Genomic DNA, 16468 nt, shown 5'->3' with positions numbered 1-16468 from the left:
AGGGAAAACCCTCTTATCACCAACCGGAGTCTGACATGAGCTACCTCTTCGCCTTGCTGCAAAAATTCGCTTCGCTGTTCGAATCGCCGCACCTGCCGATGGACAGCGACTACTCGTATCAAGCGCGTTTCCGTGAATCTGAGCGTCAACGCAAGTCACGCGGTACCGCTTTCGGCGTTCGTCTGTAATGCGTAACTAATGGCGGTGCGGGACAACCACAAATAGCAATGCGAGACGGCCTGACGCCGTAGACCCCGCCCGCCGATTAGTCTTAAGTTTGTAGTTTTTCTAGCGGATTCTCGCTGACTTTCCGCCTTTAAGATCGCCCCGACCGAGCAATTCGGCCGCACGATCATCCTTCTTCCCCGCATCTGCATCGCAAACGCGCGAACACTTGTTCTTGCGCGACACGCGCAATTCGCCGAATCTTGTCCATTCGACGCCAAAAAATCCTTGCGTCACAAGGGCTTACCCGCGCCCGTCCAGAATCCTCCTTATTTCATTGTCGTATTTCGACATGCAGTTGTCGCAAATAGTCGGCTAGCGATACTTTTTTCTGGCAACTATGTATGCACAGCGCGGACGCACGTCCGCCACGCTATGGAGATTTCGATGAATTCCCCAAAGGTAGTAGTCGAAGGGCTATGCAAGGTGTTCGGCAACAGCCCCAAGCAGGCGATCGACATGCTCGCCGGCGGCGCGACGAAAGAAGAAGTCTTTGCGCGCACCGGGCAGATCGTCGGCGTACATAACGTTTCCTTCGACGTCAAGGAAGGCGAGATCTTCGTGCTCATGGGCCTTTCCGGTTCCGGCAAATCGACGCTGATCCGTTTGATCAACCGTCTCGTCGATCCCACCGCCGGCAAGGTGCTGATCGATGGCCGCGACGTGGCTGCCGTGCCGCGCTCGGAACTCACGGCGCTGCGCCGCAAGGACATGAGCATGGTGTTTCAGTCCTTCGCGCTGATGCCGCAGCGCACCGTGCTTTCGAACGCCGCGTTCGGTCTGGAAGTCGCGGGCGTCGGCAAGAAGGAACGCGAGAAGCGCGCGATGACCGTGCTCGAACAAGTCGGCCTTGCATCGTTCGCGCAGAAGTTGCCAGCGCAACTATCGGGCGGGATGCAGCAGCGCGTGGGGCTTGCGCGGGCGCTGGCGGTGAATCCCTCGCTGATGATCATGGACGAAGCGTTCTCCGCGCTCGATCCGCTCAAACGCAAAGAAATGCAGAACGTCCTGCTCGACTTGCAACGTGAGCAGCAGCGCACGATTCTCTTCGTCTCGCACGATCTCGAAGAAGCCATGCGTATCGGCACGCGCATCGCGATCATGGAAGGCGGCCGCGTGGTGCAGATCGGCACGCCGCAGGAAATCATCCAGAACCCCGCCGACGACTACGTGCAAGCGTTCTTCGACGGCATCGATACCAGCCGCTATCTGACCGCCGGCGACCTCATGCAGACCGATGTCGTGCCGCTCATGAAGCATTCGCCGCAGATCGACGCATCGAGTGTGGCGGCGACGCTCAACGGCAGCGCGGACTATGCGTTCGTGCTCGACGGCGAGCGGCGCATTCGCGGTTTCGTCGGCCGCGATTCGAACGGCAATCCAGTGCCGCAGATCAATCACATCGAGTGTATCGAGCGCAACATGACGCTCGATGACGTCGTGCACCGCGTTGTCGCGAGTCCCGCGCCGCTGCCGGTGGTCGACGCCGAGGGTTTCTATTGCGGTTCGGTCAACAAGTCGAACGTCCTGAAGGTCTTAACCCGCCATCGAGGTTCCCATGTCTGAAATCATTCCGCTCGGTAGCTGGGTCGATCACGGCGTCCATTACCTGCTCGACCACGACGCCAAGACGTTCGATTCAATCGGCAAGGTCATCGAGAGCTTCGCCGCTTTCATCGAACACAGCCTGCAGGCCGTCCCGATGTGGGCGCTCATGGCCATCTTCGTCGGCATCGGCTTGTGGCGCGTGGGCTGGCGCTTTGCCGCCTTCACGTTGCTCTCGCTGTTGCTGATCTACGCGACCGGCTTCTGGGATCAGATGGTCATCACGCTCGGTCTCACGCTCTCGTCGACCTTCATCAGCCTGTTGCTCGGGATACCGCTCGGGATCTGGACGGCGAAGAGCAAGGTCGTGGAGATGGCCGTGCGTCCGGTGCTCGACCTGATGCAGACGATGCCCGCCTTCGTGTATCTGATTCCCGCCGCGATGCTGTTCGGCCTCGGCCGCGTGCCCGGCATTCTTTCGACCGTGATCTTCGCGATGCCGCCCGCCGTCCGTCTTACGTCGCTCGGTATCAAGCACGTGAACCGCGAGATCGTGGAAGCGGGTCAGGCGTTCGGCTGCACGCCGTGGCAACTGCTCTACAAGGTGCAGATTCCCAACGCGCTGCCTTCGATCATGACCGGCGTGAACCAGACGATCATGATGGCGCTGTCGATGGTCATCATCGCGTCGATGGTGGGTGCGGGCGGTCTCGGCAACGACGTGCTCGCGAGCATTCAGCGTCTGGATATCGGCCTCGGCTTCGAGAGCGGCTTGTCCGTCGTGTTGCTGGCGATCATTCTGGACCGTATCACCGAGAGCTTCGGCCGTTCGCCCGGCATGGCGCGCGCCCCGCTTCTTTCGGGCATTCGCAGCGTCATGAAGGTGCGCCGCGCACCGGCCGCGCAACAAGGCTGATGCGCTCATGAAACGCGACGCGCTCGTTCCGGCTGCCTCGGAATCGCCGTTGTCCAACCTCGCGCACTTCGGCTTCCTCACGCTGCCGAATTTCTCGATGATCGCGTTCACGAGCGCGGTCGAAGTGCTGCGCATGGCCAACTACGTCGGCCGCGCGCAGCACTACACGTGGTCGGTCATCACACCGGATGGCGAGCCTGCTCGAGCAAGCAATGGCATCACCGTGAAGCCAACCACGACGCTCGACGAAGCCGGCATGCCCGATGTGCTCATCGTCTGCGCGGGCTGGCACGTGACGGATCACGTGGACGATACGATCATCGAGCTATTGCAGCGCGTGCACGAAGCGGGCGTTCCGCTCGGCGGCATTTGCACCGGGCCTTATGCGTTGCTCGCGGCCAAGCTGCTCGACGGCTATCGCTGCACTGTGCATTGGGAAGACATGTCGCCGCTCAACAAGCGCTTCCCGCATGTGCGTTTTGCCGATGAGCTCTTCGTGATCGACCGCGACCGCATGACTTGCACGGGTGGCACGGCGCCGCTCGATCTCATGCTCAATCTCGTGAGCTTGCGGCTTGGCCAGGCGCATGCGGCGCAAGTGTCGGAGCAGTTCATCGTCGAACGCATTCGCTCTTCGACGGACTATCAGCACATTCCCGTCGATGCGCGCGTCGGCTTTTCGCGTGCCGAACTCGTCGAAGTGGTGCGCCTGATGGAAGCGAATATCGAAGAGCCGCTTTCGCTCGAAGAACTCGCGCGGCTCGTGCATCTGTCGCAACGACACTTGCAACGCATGTTCAAGATGTTCCTCAATGTATCGCCGACGCATTACTACTTGACGCTTCGCTTGCGGCGCGCACGCGAGTTGTTGCGCAACACGGATGCATCGATTGCACGCGTCACCAGCATCTGCGGATTCCATTCGCCTTGTCATTTCAGCAAGGCGTATCGCGCGCAATTCGGGCACGCGCCGAGTGTGGAGCGGCGTCTGTCTGCTTGACCTAATCGACATCGTTCTGGCTTCGCGCGTTCTTCATGGACCGCGCGTGAGCCTCTCATCGTCAATTGAAAACAGCAACGGGAGATAAGGCATGAATCGTTCGTGGATCGCATCGTTTGCTTTCGCGGTAACTTGCGCTGCGAATGCGGCAGAACCCGCTGCATGTAAGAACGTGCGTTTCGCCGATGTCGGATGGACCGACATTGCCGCGACCACCGGGCTTGCATCGACGGTCCTGCAGGGACTTGGTTATAGCCCGACGAAAACGATCGCATCGGTGCCGATCACCTTCGCTGGCGTGAAGAGCAAGCAGATCGACGTGTTCCTCGGCTACTGGTCGCCGACCATGGATCCGATGATCGATTCGTTCAAGAAAGCGAATCAGGTGAAGGTGCTGCCGACGCCGAATCTCATCGGTGCAAAGTACACGCTCGCGGTGCCGGAATACGCGTACAACGGCGGCATCAAGACGTTCAGCGATATCGCGAAGAACTACGACAAGCTCGACGGCAAGATCTATGGTATCGAGCCGGGCAACGACGGTAACGCGCTCATCAAGAAGATGATCGACAGCAATCAGTACGGGCTCGGAAAGTTCAAGCTGGTTGAATCGAGCGAGGCGGGGATGCTTGTCGAAGTGAATCGCGCCATTCGCGACAAGAAGCCGATTGTGTTTCTGGGCTGGGAACCGCATCCCATGAACGTGCAGATGAAGATCGATTATCTCTCGGGCGGCGACGATGTCTTCGGCCCCAACTACGGCGAAGCGCGCGTGCTGACCGTGACGCCGACCGATTACGACACACGTTGCCCGAATGTCGCGAAGCTCGTATCGAATCTGCGGTTCACGACGGACATTGAGAATCACGTCATGCTGCCGATCATGAATAAAACCGACGCCAACAAGGCCGCGCGCGAGTGGTTGAAGCAGAATCCCGCGGTGCTCGATAAATGGCTCGCAGGTGTCAAAACGTTCGATGGCAAGGACGGGTTGCCGGCGGTGAAGGCTTATGTCGCCGGCAACTGAAGGTCAGGTGCGATAGTCCGTCTTGCCGCCCTCGATCATGCGCAAGGCGGCTTGCCATTGCAGCGCGATGATCCCTTCCGACTCGTCCCTGCGATACTGCGCGGCAGTCGTTTCGCAAACCTTCTGCGAAGGCAGATTCAGCTCGCCGCCGCCCGCGAGCGCACGCAATTGAATCTCGCAGGCGCGTTCGAGGAAATACATCTCCTGAAACGCCGAGGGAATCGACGGGCCGCAAGTGAGCAGCCCGTGATTGCGCAAGATCATCGCGTTATGCAGGCCGAGATCGTTGACGAGCCGGTCACGTTCCGCGAGATCGAGCGCAATGCCTTCATAGTCATGGTAAGCAATGTGCCCGTAGTACTTGAGCGCATGCTGGCTGATCGGCAAAAGCCCTTGTTTCTGCGCCGATACCGCCGCGCCCGCCGCCGTATGCGTATGCACGACGCACACGACATCGTGTCGCGCCATGTGAATGGCCGAGTGAATGGTGAAGCCCGCCGGATTGACGAGAAATTGCTCCGGATAATCCCGCGCCGCCGGATCCACCGCGCGTCCTTCGCTATCGATCAACACGAGGTCCGACGCGCGCATCTCGTCGAAGAGCACGCCGTATTTGTTGATGAGGAAGTGATGCTCCGGCCCCGGCACGCGCGCACTGATGTGCGTGAAGATCATGTCGGTCCAGCGAAAATGCGCAATCACGCGGTAGAGCGCCGCCAGATCGCAACGCAGCGCCCATTCTTCCTTCGAATAACCGTGGTTCTCCATGCCGTTCCTCCTTGGGTTGTAAGCCGCGGATAACGTGGATAGATCGTGTTAGATCGCCTGTGCGCGGCCCGGGAAAGTCTCGTCGTAGTCCAGCGTCTGATTCTCTTCTTCGGCGTTGCCAGAGCCGCCTTGTTCACGATACATCATCGGCGGAAGACCGTATTGCTTGCGGAATTCGCGGCCGAGATGCGAGGCATCGGAAAAGCCGCAACTCGATGCAATATCCGCTACCGTCTTGTCCGAACTCGTGAGCAGCCACGCCGCCGTGCGCAAACGCACTTGCTTTGCGTAGGCTTGCGGCGCCTTGCCGGTTTCCGCCTTGAACAGACGTTCGAGTTGACGCGTGGAAAGGTCCAGCTTGTGCGCGAGTTCGTCGAGCGTGAGCGAGCGTCCAATGTGCTGTTCCATCAGCAGAATGGCGCGCTTGACCTTGGGATGCGTCGCTGGCGCGAGTCCCGGCGGATGCGGCTGAGGCGCGTTGCCCTTCTGCATGTCGTCGACGAGGAGAATGCGTAATGCCTTTTGCACCGTCGCGGTCTCGAAGTGACGCAGCAGGATGGCCGCCGCGACATCGATGGATGCGCGTCCGCCCGAACACGTAATGCGCCGCCTGTCGATCACGAAGAGCCGGTCCGCCACGAGCGCCTGCTCATCGACGTGCGGAAAGCGTTCGACGAAATCCCAGTAGTGAAACCAGCTCACGCAGATTCGATGCCCTTCGAGCACGCCCGCACGCATCAGCGAGAACACGCCCGTGCACATGCCGACGATGGTTGCATCGAGTGCGGCGGCGCGGCGGATGAACTGCAAGGTGGCATCGCTTGCGGAGGGCCCCGAGTGCAAGAGACCGCCGACCACGACGACGTAATCGAAGTGCTCGGCCTGATCGAAAGTCTCCCACGGCGTGATCAGGATGCCGCAGCTTGCGCGCACGGGTGCGAGCGTCTCGCCGATCACGCTCCACGAACAGCGCACGGGGCGGCTGAAATCGCCTTCATCGGCGGAAAGGCGCAAGAGATCGACGAAACCGGAGAACGCGGTAAGCGTGAAGTTCGGCAATAGCACGATGCCGAAGCGAATACGCGATTTGGATTGACCGTCGATGGAAAGCGGCGGAAGCGATTCTGCGGGGTTCATGCGCGTGAAGTGCGGCGGCCTGTAAGTATGCCGCGAGCATATCACTCGTGCGTGGAGCACGGGCGCATGGTCAGAAATGAGAAGGGCCGCAATACGGCGGCCCTGAAGGAAGATTAGTTGCCCAGCACGGCGATGGCCCAGGCGAACGCCGAGCCGACGAGCGCGCCGGTGGTTCGACCGAGCAGGCTTGCGACGGTGTAGTCGGCCCAGCGCTGTTCGACTTCGGCCTTCAATACGCCGAAGTAACGCAAGGCGGGATCGACGCAACACGCGATCATCAACGCGGCCCAGGTGGGCGCTTCGCGCGTGAGAACGTGTTCGGGAGAAATGATGTCGATGGCCTGAAGCAAGCCGACCACCGCGGCGCCGACAATGAAAGCAAGAGTCCAGGATTTGAAGAACTGATCGGGAAGAGCAGAGCTTTGCATGGATACAGAAGACGAAGGAACAACAGAGAAACGAGCGACGCGTCAAGCCTTGAAGGGTGGCCGCTCACGGACTTAGGGAATATACCGAGACGTCCTCTTTCGGCCCGTAGGATCAGTCTCAAAAATCCCGCGATCTGCAACGAAGCTGCGCAAAAACGCGCCAACCTCGAAATGCTCTGCTACCGCGCGCGTTCGCGTGGCGGACTCATGCGGCGACTTTCGATCAAACGTCATGAACCTTGGTAAATCCGTCATTGGGGCGAGCGTTCCCGCGCGCTGACGCCGCCATCCCATTTCGATGCCGCTTTTGTTCTATCGGACGGATTTGCGGTTTGGTGCAATGAGCACAGTCGCGAAAGGTGGGCAAGCGGCCCATGATCCAACCAGGAATGCACATGAACGTCAGCGTTTTCGATCTGTTCAAGATCGGCATCGGTCCTTCCAGCTCGCATACCGTCGGGCCGATGATCGCGGCGTGCCGCTTCGCCTCGCACATCGAGGACGCGAATCTGCTTGGCTTCGTCACGCGGGTGCGCGCTGAACTGTTCGGCTCGCTCGGCGCCACCGGCAAGGGCCACGGCACCGACAAGGCCGTGCTGCTCGGCCTGGAAGGCAATCTGCCCGATCTGATCGATCCCGACCTGATCGCGCCGCGCCTCAAAGAAATTCGCGAGACGAAGCGCCTGATGTTGCTCGGCAAGCATGCGGTCGCGTTCGAAGAGCGCGAACACATCGGCTTTTATCGCAAGCTGATGCCGGGTGCGCCGGGATCGAGCATCGTGCATCCGAACGGCATGCGCTTTCAGGCGTTCGACGAGAACGGCCAGCTGCTCGTCGAGAAAGAATACTTCTCGGTCGGCGGCGGTTTCGTCGTGAATCGCGAAGGCGATCGCGTCAACGGACTGCGCGCGGGCGGCAGCGTGCCGTATCCGTTTCGCACCGGCGACGATCTCATGCGCGTGTGCAAGGAGACAGGTCTGTCTATCGCCGCGATCACGTTGCAAAACGAATGCGCGAATCGCAGCGAACAGGAAGTGCGCGAGGGCATGCTCGTCGTGTGGCGCGTGATGGCGGCATGCGTCGAGCGCGGCTGCAAGGAGCGCGGCGAGTTGCCGGGACCGATGCACGTCAAGCGTCGCGCGGCGGATCTTTCGTCGCAACTGCGCTTTCGTTCCGAAGAGTCGTTGCGCGATCCGCTTTCGATGCTCGACTGGGTCAACCTCTATGCAATGGCCGTCAACGAAGAGAACGCGGCGGGCGGCCGCGTCGTCACCGCGCCGACCAATGGCGCAGCGGGCGTGATCCCCGCCGTGCTGCACTACTACGTGAAGTTCATGCACGGCTCGAACGACGATGGCATCGTGCGCTTCCTTCTTACGGCAGCCGCCATCGGCATCATCTACAAGGAAACGGCTTCGATCTCGGGTGCCGAAGTGGGCTGCCAGGGCGAAGTGGGCGTGGCCTGCTCGATGGCCGCCGCCGCGCTGGCTTCGGTCATGGGCGGCACGCCCGCGCAAGTCGAAAACGCCGCCGAAATCGGCATGGAACATAACCTTGGCATGACCTGCGACCCGGTAGGCGGCCTCGTGCAGATTCCCTGCATCGAGCGCAACGCGATGGGCGCGATCAAGGCCATCAACGCCGCGCGCATGGCGATGAAGGGCGACGGCCAGCATTACGTCTCGCTCGATTCGGTCATCAAGACCATGCGCGAAACCGGCGCCGATATGAAAACGAAATACAAGGAGACGTCGCGCGGCGGACTGGCCGTCAACGTCATCGAATGCTGAATTCAGTACGTCACGAAGGAAAGGAAACACCATGACCCGCTATTCGATCTTCAGCCTCTTGCGCAACGGCATGTCGTATCACGAGAACTGGGAGCGCCAGTGGCGAAGCCCCGAGCCCAAGCGCGAATACGACGTGGTGATCGTCGGCGGCGGCGGGCATGGTCTTGCGACGGCGTATTACCTGGCGAAGGAACACGGCATCACGAATGTCGCGATCCTGGAGAAGGGATGGATAGGCGGCGGCAATACCGCGCGCAACACGACGATCGTGCGCTCGAACTATCTGTGGGACGAATCTGCGGCTTTATACGAAAAGGCAATGAAACTGTGGGAAGGCCTTTCGCAAGACCTCAACTACAACGTCATGTTCAGCCAGCGCGGCGTGATGAATCTCGCGCATACGCTGCAGGACGTGCGCGATACCGAACGCCGCGTGAACGCCAACCGTCTCAATGGCGTCGATGCCGAGTTCCTCACGCCCGCGCAGATCAAGGAAATCGAGCCGACTATCAATCTCAATAGCCGCTATCCGGTGCTGGGTGCGTCGATTCAACGGCGCGGCGGCGTCGCGCGTCACGATGCCGTGGCGTGGGGGTTCGCGCGGGGCGCGGATCAGGCGGGCGTGGACATCATCCAGAACTGTCAGGTCACGGGAATTCGGCGCGACGGCAGCCAAGTCACGGGCGTCGATACCACCAAGGGTTTCATCAAGGCGAAGAAGGTCGCGGTGGTCGCGGCGGGCAATACGACATCGCTTGCGGATATGGCCGGCGTGCGTCTGCCGCTCGAAAGCCATCCGCTGCAGGCGCTCGTGTCCGAGCCCATCAAGCCGGTGGTCAACACGGTCGTCATGTCGAACGCGGTGCACGCTTACATCAGCCAGTCCGACAAGGGCGATCTCGTGATCGGCGCGGGCGTCGATCAATACACGGGCTTCGGGCAGCGCGGCAGTTTTCAGATTATCGAAGGCACGCTGGAGGCTATCGTCGAAATGTTCCCGGTGTTCTCGCGTGTGCGCATGAATCGCCAGTGGGGCGGCATTGTCGATGTCTCGCCGGATGCTTGCCCGATCATCAGCAAGACGGATGTGAAGGGCCTCTATTTCAATTGCGGCTGGGGCACGGGCGGCTTCAAGGCGACGCCGGGCTCGGGCTGGGCGTACGCGCACACCATCGCGAAAGACGAGCCGCATGCGCTGAATGCGCCGTTCTCGCTGGAGCGCTTCTATACGGGTCATCTGATCGACGAACACGGCGCGGCTGCCGTGGCGCACTAATCGCACTTTAGGGAGTTAGGAACATGTTGCTGATCGAATGCCCCTGGTGCGGCCCGCGCGCCGAAAGCGAATTTTCCTGCGGCGGCGAAGCGGATATCGCGCGCCCGCTCGAAACGGACAAGCTCACCGACAAGGAATGGGGCGATTACCTCTTCATGCGCAAGAACTCGCGCGGCAAGCATCGCGAACAATGGATGCATGCGCAAGGCTGCCGTCGCTGGTTCAAGGCGCAGCGCGATACGGTTTCATACGAGATTCAGGGCTACGAGACGTTCGACCGTCCGCTTGCCGTGATGGACACGAATAACGGAGGCACGTCGAAATGAGCCAGAAAGACCGACTCGGCGCGGGTGGACGCATCAACCGCGCGATTGCGTTGACGTTCACCTTCAACGGCAAGACGTATCAAGGTTTTCAAGGCGATACGCTCGCCTCCGCGCTGCTCGCCAACGGCCAGCATTTCGTTGCGCGTAGCTGGAAGTATCACCGGCCCCGCGGCATCGTCACGGCAGGTGTGGAAGAGCCGAATGCCGTCGTGCAGCTCGAAACCGGCGCGTACACGGTGCCCAATGCGCGTGCCACCGAAATCGAGCTGTATCAGGGACTCGTCGCGACGAGTGTGAATGCGAAGCCGAGCATCGAGAACGATCGCATGGCCGTGAATCAGAAGATCGCGCGCTTCATTCCAGCGGGCTTCTACTACAAGACCTTCATGTGGCCGCGCAAGTTCTGGCCGAAGTACGAAGAAGTGATTCGCGATGCAGCGGGTCTCGGCAAGGCGCCCGAGCAACGCGACGCGGATCGTTACGACAAGTGCTTCGCGCATTGCGACGTGCTCGTGGTCGGCGGCGGTCCTTCGGGACTCGCGGCGGCGCATGCGGCGGGTTTGTCGGGCGCGCGCGTGATTCTCGTCGACGATCAAAGCGAACTCGGCGGCTCGTTGCTCTCGTGCCGCGCGGAGATCGATGGCAAGCCCGCGCTGCAATGGGTGCAGAAGATCGAAGCCGAACTGCGCAAAATGCCCGACGTGAAGGTACTTTCGCGCAGCACGGCGTTCGGCTATCAAGATCACAACCTCGTGACCATCACGCAGCGTCTGACCGAGCATCTGCCGGTGTCGTTGCGCAAGGGCACGCGTGAACTGCTGTGGAAGGTGCGCGCCAAGCGCGTGATTCTCGCGACGGGCGCGCACGAGCGGCCTATCGTGTTCGGCAACAACGATTTGCCGGGCGTGATGATGGCTTCCGCCATATCGACGTATCTGCATCGCTATGCGGTGTTGCCGGGACGTCGCGCGGTCGTGTTCACCAACAACGATGACGCGTATCAGTGCGCGCTCGATCTGAAGGCGGCCGGCGCGGACGTCACGGTCGTCGATCCGCGGCCGGCGGAAACGAAAGGCGCGTTGCCTGCTGCCGCGCGTCGCTATGGCGTGCGCGTCATCAACGATGCGGTCATCACGGCGGCGCACGGCAAGCTGCGCGTGTCGTCAGTGGAAGTCGCGGCTTATGCGAAGGGGCAAGTCGGCGCGAAGCAGTCCGACCTGCAATGCGACCTCGTGGCGATGTCGGGCGGCTGGAGTCCCGTGTTGCATCTCTTCGCGCAATCGGGCGGCAAGGCGCACTGGCACGAGGATAAAGCCTGCTTCGTCCCCGGCAAGGCCATGCAACTGGAAAGCAGCGTGGGCGCGTGCGCGGGCGAGTTCTCGCTGGCGCGCGGCATCCGCTTCGCACTCGATGCGGGCGCCGACGCAGCGCGCGCGGCAGGGCTTATCGTCGCGCGGCCGAATCCGGTGCAAGTGGCCGAGATCACGGAAGCGCCGTTGTTGCCGTTGTGGCTCGTCGGTGGACGCGAACTCGCCACGCGCGGCCCCAAGCAGTTCATCGACTTCCAAAACGACGTCTCCGCCGCCGACATCTTTCTCGCGGCGCGTGAAGGCTTCGAATCGGTCGAGCACGTGAAGCGTTATACGGCGATGGGTTTCGGCACCGATCAAGGCAAGCTCGGCAACATCAACGGCATGGCGATTCTCGCGCAAGCTCTGAACAAGACGATTCCCGAGACCGGCACGACGACCTTCCGCCCGAACTACACGCCGGTTTCCTTCGGCACGTTCGCGGGCCGCGAACTGGGCGAGTTTCTCGATCCGGTGCGCAAGACGGCGGTTCACGAATGGCACGTTCAGAACGGCGCCGCGTTCGAGGATGTCGGCAACTGGAAGCGTCCCTGGTACTACCCGAAGGCGGGCGAGGACATGCACGCGGCAGTCGCGCGCGAATCGCTCGCAGTGCGCGAAAGCGTCGGCATTCTCGATGCATCGACGCTCGGCAAGATCGACATTCAAGGCCCGGATGCGGCTCAGTTGCTGAACTGGGTCTATACGAATCCGTGGAGCAAGCTCGAAGTCGGCAAGTGCCGCTACGGTCTCATGCTCGACGAAAACGGCATGATTTTCGACGACGGCGTGACCGTGCGCCTGGCCGATCAGCATTACATGATGACGACCACCACCGGCGGCGCGGCGCGCGTACTCACGTGGCTCGAACGCTGGCTGCAAACCGAATGGCCCGACATGCGCGTGCGGCTTGCCTCCGTGACGGATCACTGGGCCACGTTCGCGGTCGTGGGACCGAACAGCCGCAAGGTGCTGCAAAAGGTGTGTCACGACATCGACTTCGCGAATGCCGCGTTCCCGTTCATGAGCTATCGCGAGGGCACGGTGGCGGGTGCATCGGCGCGCGTGATGCGCATCAGCTTCTCGGGCGAACTCGCGTATGAAGTGAACGTGCCGGCCAATGTCGGACGCGCGGTGTGGGAAGCCATCATGGAAGCGGGCGCGGAATTCGACATCACGCCCTACGGCACCGAAACCATGCACGTGTTGCGTGCGGAGAAGGGCTACATCATCGTCGGCCAGGATACGGATGGCTCGATGACGCCTTACGACCTCGGCATGGGCGGGCTAGTCGCGAAGTCGAAGGACTTCATCGGCAAGCGTTCGCTCACGCGTTCGGACACCGCCAAGCCGGGACGCAAGCAGTTCGTCGGTCTGCTCTCGGACGATCCTTCGTTTGTCATTCCGGAAGGCTCGCAGATCGTCGCGGGTCCGTTCCAGGGCGACTCGGCGCCAATGCTCGGTCATGTCACATCGAGCTATTTCAGCCCTATTTTGAAGCGCTCGATTGCGCTTGCCGTGGTGAAGGGCGGTCTCGACAAGATCGGCGAGGCGGTCACCATTCCGCTTTCGAGCGGCAAGCAGATCAACGCAAAAATCACCAGTTCGGTGTTCTACGACAGCGAAGGAGCACGTCAGCATGTGGAATGAAACCAGAGGTTCCTCGACGGTCGTCGATCGCGTCACGGTTGGACAAGGGGTGTGGCAGGAGTCACCGCTCGTCGGCGCGGATGCGTTGCTGAAGGCGCATCAGGCGGGCTCGCCGAAAGCGTTTCGTCTTTCCGAGCGGCCGTTTCTCCAACTCGTCAACGTGCGTGGCGATACGCGCGATGCGGCCTTCGTGCAGGCCGTGCAAAGCGTGATTGGCTGCGCGCCGCCCGACAAACCGAACACCACCGCGCGCGGCAATGGCCACGACATGCTGTGGCTCGGCCCCGATGAATGGCTCGTGCGCTCACTGACCGCGCACGATGCCGCACGCCCCGCGCCGCTCGAAGCGAAGTTGCGCGACGCGTTCAAGGGCGCGTTCGCGGCAGCGGTGGATATCGGCAGCGGCTATACGGTGCTCGAAATCGATGGGCCGCGCACGCGCGATGTCCTTTCACGCGGATGCCCGCTCGACCTGCATCCGAAAGTATTCGGCGAAGGCCAGTGCGCGCAGAGTCATTACTTCAAGGCTTCGCTCACGCTCGTGCCGTTGGGCGGTGACCGCTTCGAACTGATCATCCGCCGCAGCTTCGCGGACTACTTCGTGAAGATCATGCTCGATGCCGCCGAGCCCTTGCTCGCATGAAGCCGTTCGAACCGCTTGCCATGGGCGGACAGGGCTGGCGCGTCGTCGTCGATGAACTGATGGTGACGACGCGCGTCGGCTTGTACGAACATGAGCATCGTGCGCCGCAGCCGGTTGCTATCGATGCAAGCCTGCGTTATCGAAGCACGCCGCATGAATCGACGGATGGTCTTATCGATTACGAAGCGTGGTGCGACCGCGTGAGTGCGTTTCTCGAAACGAAGCCGCATACGCGTTTGCTCGAAACGCTCGCGATGGAAATCGCCGCGTTCTCCTTCGATGAATGGCCCGCGCTCGACGGTCTCACGCTCGCGTTGCATAAGCCCAAGATTCGTGAAGGCACGCGCCGTCTTGCGTTGGAACTCGACTGGCGTCGTGCCGATTTCGACGCGTGGCGCGCACAGAACGCAGCCGCGCTTCACGCTTCCTGACCTTCACGACGATGACTTCATCGCGCGACACGGCGGCGTTGCTTTCCGAGCGCGCGGTCAAGGAGCGCGATGCGAACGCGGCGCTCGCGCTTCTCGAACGCAGCATTGCGTTGAAGCATCGGCGGATTGCGTTGATTCGCTATCTGCATGCGCAGTATCTCGACGCGCCGCTCGATGCGCGTCACCACGAGTACGTGAAGGCCATCGCTGCAAGGCTCAGCGTTGATGCGCTCATGCGTATTGCTGCGGCGGCGCGCGCACGCTATGACGCATGACGCGTACGTTCCATCCCGATGACGCGAATCTTCTATGTTGCGGATTTATGTCGGCGTCTACTGAAAACGCTTTGACTTCCGTACGCCACGTCCACGCGGTTAGCGCCGCATCGAGAGAGGGATGACATGTCCACCGCCACGCAATCGCGCGCGAGCGCTGCTGCACGGCTAGAACGCCTGCCGTTCTCCGGGTATCACCGCACCATTTTCATCATCATTGCCGTTGCGTTTTTCTTCGATTCGGTGGACCTCGGCACGATGACCTTCGTGCTCGGTTCGATCAAGACGGAGTTCGGTTTGTCGACCGCGACTGCGGGCCTCGTTGCAAGCGCAAGCTTTTTCGGCATGGTGCTCGGCGCGGCCGTCGCGGGCTTGCTTGCGGACCGCTTCGGACGCCGGCCCGTGTTCCAGTGGAGCATGGTGCTGTGGGGACTGGCGTCGTACCTGTGCTCGACGGCGCATTCCGTCGATGCGTTGATCTTCTATCGCGTGCTGCTTGGTATCGGCATGGGAATGGAGTTTCCTATCGCGCAGACGTTGCTCTCCGAGTTCGTGCCGACGGCGTCACGCGGCAGACTGATTGCGTTGATGGATGGCTTCTGGCCGCTGGGATTCATCGCGTCGGGCGTGGTGTCGTACTTCGTGTTGCCGCAGTTTGGCTGGCGCACCGAGTTTGCGCTGCTTGCGATACCCGCGGTGTTCGTGCTGATCGTGCGGCGCGTGGTGCCCGAGTCGCCGCGATGGCTCGAACATCACGGACGTATCGAAGAAGCGTATCGCGTGCTCGATGAAGTCGAGGCGAAGGTCATGAGGGCTAGCGGCTTGCGTGCGTTGCCTGCGCCTTCGATGCTGGCGGAACCGCCTGTCAGGAAGGGCTCTGGAGCGTTTCGTGAGATCTGGAGTGCGGCATACAGGCGTCGCACGATCATGGTTTGGGCGCTGTGGTTCTTTGCGTTGCTTGGCTTCTATGGATTGACGTCGTGGCTCGGCGCGTTGATGCAACAGGCCGGTTTTGCCGTGACGAAGTCCGTGCTTTATACGGTGCTGATCTCGCTTGGCGGCGTGCCGGGTTTCTTGTGTGCGGCGTGGCTCGTGGAACGGTGGGGACGCAAGCCGACTTGCATCGCATCGCTTTTGGGTAGCGGGTTGATGGCGTACTTGTATGGCCAAACCGCGTTGCATGCTGAAACGCCGACGCTCCTGATCTGCGCGGGACTTGCCATGCAGTTCTTCCTCTTCGCGATGTGGGCCGTGCTTTATACCTATACGCCCGAGTTGTATGGGACCGGCGCGCGCGCGACGGGGTCGGGGTTTGCATCGGCGATCGGGCGTGTCGGGTCGTTGATCGGGCCTTATGTCGTTGGCGTCGTGTTGCCGGTCTTCGGACAGGGCGGAGTCTTTTCGCTGGGCGCCGCCTGTTTTGTGGTGGCGGCGTCGGCGGTTTGGATTCTTGGGATCGAGACGCGCGGGCTCGCGCTGGAGACGCTGGTTTCGGAGGCGGAGGTGGTGGAAGGGAGCGGGGTGCTGGTTTCGGCTCGGGAGTGAGGGATCGCGGCGTGGCCCACACCGATGATCCCGAAGGCCGATGGTACGATGTAAAAAAACGAACATCTCACTTCAAAACGAAAATCGGCGAGAGACGGGACAAAGCCAGCGTATGACACGTTTATTCTTGCCCGGAC

Annotated in this window: 16 protein-coding genes; 13 read left to right on the top strand and 3 right to left on the bottom strand. The window is 61.3% G+C overall.

What is annotated here, in order from left to right; genetic code table 11:
* Nucleotides 1-35: 35 nt before the first annotated feature.
* The 5 genes from P9250_RS15300 (at nucleotide 36) to P9250_RS15280 (ending at nucleotide 4713) form a co-directional block, all read left to right on the top strand.
* Nucleotides 36-188, top strand: coding sequence for a hypothetical protein (locus tag P9250_RS15300; protein WP_250466395.1), 153 nt, complete (start codon nucleotides 36-38; stop codon nucleotides 186-188).
* A 424-nt stretch (nucleotides 189-612) separates the two neighbouring features.
* Nucleotides 613-1791, top strand: a complete 1179-nt coding sequence (locus P9250_RS15295; protein ID WP_310393840.1) for a glycine betaine/L-proline ABC transporter ATP-binding protein — start codon at nucleotides 613-615, stop codon at nucleotides 1789-1791.
* Nucleotides 1784-2686 (top strand): choline ABC transporter permease subunit, encoded by a 903-nt coding sequence (choW, locus tag P9250_RS15290; protein WP_244829016.1) that lies wholly within the window; start codon nucleotides 1784-1786, stop codon nucleotides 2684-2686. The genes P9250_RS15295 and choW overlap by 8 nt, the downstream gene beginning before the upstream one ends.
* Before the next feature lie 7 nt (nucleotides 2687-2693).
* Entirely contained in the window at nucleotides 2694-3686 is a 993-nt protein-coding gene (locus tag P9250_RS15285) for a GlxA family transcriptional regulator (protein WP_250509764.1), read from the top strand.
* Nucleotides 3687-3777: 91 nt separating this feature from the next.
* Complete coding sequence (locus P9250_RS15280; RefSeq protein WP_250526492.1) at nucleotides 3778-4713, top strand: choline ABC transporter substrate-binding protein; 936 nt, start codon at nucleotides 3778-3780, stop codon at nucleotides 4711-4713.
* 3 nt (nucleotides 4714-4716) lie between these two features.
* On the opposite strand, the gene P9250_RS15275 is transcribed toward P9250_RS15280, so the two are convergent.
* From P9250_RS15275 to P9250_RS15265, 3 genes are all read right to left on the bottom strand, one after another.
* On the bottom strand, nucleotides 4717-5481 hold the full coding sequence (locus tag P9250_RS15275) for a class II aldolase/adducin family protein (RefSeq protein WP_250493036.1): 765 nt from the start codon (nucleotides 5479-5481) through the stop codon (nucleotides 4717-4719).
* Between the two features lie 48 nt (nucleotides 5482-5529).
* Complete coding sequence (locus tag P9250_RS15270; protein ID WP_310393836.1) at nucleotides 5530-6618, bottom strand: GlxA family transcriptional regulator; 1089 nt, start codon at nucleotides 6616-6618, stop codon at nucleotides 5530-5532.
* Nucleotides 6619-6731: 113 nt separating this feature from the next.
* Nucleotides 6732-7046 carry a hypothetical protein gene (locus P9250_RS15265; RefSeq protein WP_250466403.1) on the bottom strand — a complete coding sequence of 105 codons (315 nt, stop codon included), beginning with the start codon at nucleotides 7044-7046 and terminating at the stop codon, nucleotides 6732-6734.
* Nucleotides 7047-7441: 395 nt separating this feature from the next.
* Here P9250_RS15265 and P9250_RS15260 point away from each other — a divergent pair, with 395 nt between their 5' ends.
* The 8 genes from P9250_RS15260 to P9250_RS15225 all read left to right on the top strand — a co-directional run bounded on the left by P9250_RS15260 (nucleotide 7442) and on the right by P9250_RS15225 (nucleotide 16331).
* Nucleotides 7442-8836 (top strand): L-serine ammonia-lyase, encoded by a 1395-nt coding sequence (locus P9250_RS15260; RefSeq protein WP_310393834.1) that lies wholly within the window; start codon nucleotides 7442-7444, stop codon nucleotides 8834-8836.
* Nucleotides 8837-8867: 31 nt separating this feature from the next.
* Complete coding sequence (locus P9250_RS15255) at nucleotides 8868-10112, top strand: sarcosine oxidase subunit beta family protein (protein ID WP_244829023.1); 1245 nt, start codon at nucleotides 8868-8870, stop codon at nucleotides 10110-10112.
* 23 nt (nucleotides 10113-10135) lie between these two features.
* Nucleotides 10136-10438 (top strand): sarcosine oxidase subunit delta, encoded by a 303-nt coding sequence (locus tag P9250_RS15250; RefSeq protein WP_244829024.1) that lies wholly within the window; start codon nucleotides 10136-10138, stop codon nucleotides 10436-10438.
* Nucleotides 10435-13437, top strand: a complete 3003-nt coding sequence (locus P9250_RS15245) for a sarcosine oxidase subunit alpha family protein (protein ID WP_309959425.1) — start codon at nucleotides 10435-10437, stop codon at nucleotides 13435-13437. The genes P9250_RS15250 and P9250_RS15245 overlap by 4 nt, the downstream gene beginning before the upstream one ends.
* Nucleotides 13427-14080, top strand: coding sequence for a sarcosine oxidase subunit gamma (locus tag P9250_RS15240; RefSeq protein WP_310393831.1), 654 nt, complete (start codon nucleotides 13427-13429; stop codon nucleotides 14078-14080). The genes P9250_RS15245 and P9250_RS15240 overlap by 11 nt, the downstream gene beginning before the upstream one ends.
* A complete protein-coding gene (locus P9250_RS15235; protein WP_250509770.1) occupies nucleotides 14077-14511 on the top strand; it encodes a dihydroneopterin aldolase in 435 nt (144 codons plus the stop codon). The genes P9250_RS15240 and P9250_RS15235 overlap by 4 nt, the downstream gene beginning before the upstream one ends.
* An 11-nt stretch (nucleotides 14512-14522) precedes the next feature.
* Entirely contained in the window at nucleotides 14523-14786 is a 264-nt protein-coding gene (locus P9250_RS15230; RefSeq protein WP_244829028.1) for a hypothetical protein, read from the top strand.
* 126 nt (nucleotides 14787-14912) lie between these two features.
* Nucleotides 14913-16331, top strand: a complete 1419-nt coding sequence (locus tag P9250_RS15225; RefSeq protein WP_310393828.1) for an MFS transporter — start codon at nucleotides 14913-14915, stop codon at nucleotides 16329-16331.
* Nucleotides 16332-16468 lie beyond the last annotated feature (137 nt).

Origin of the sequence: Caballeronia sp. LP006, from assembly GCF_031450995.1 — a bacterium.
GTDB lineage: Bacteria > Pseudomonadota > Gammaproteobacteria > Burkholderiales > Burkholderiaceae > Caballeronia.
This window is presented reverse-complemented; position numbering and strand designations above follow the sequence as displayed.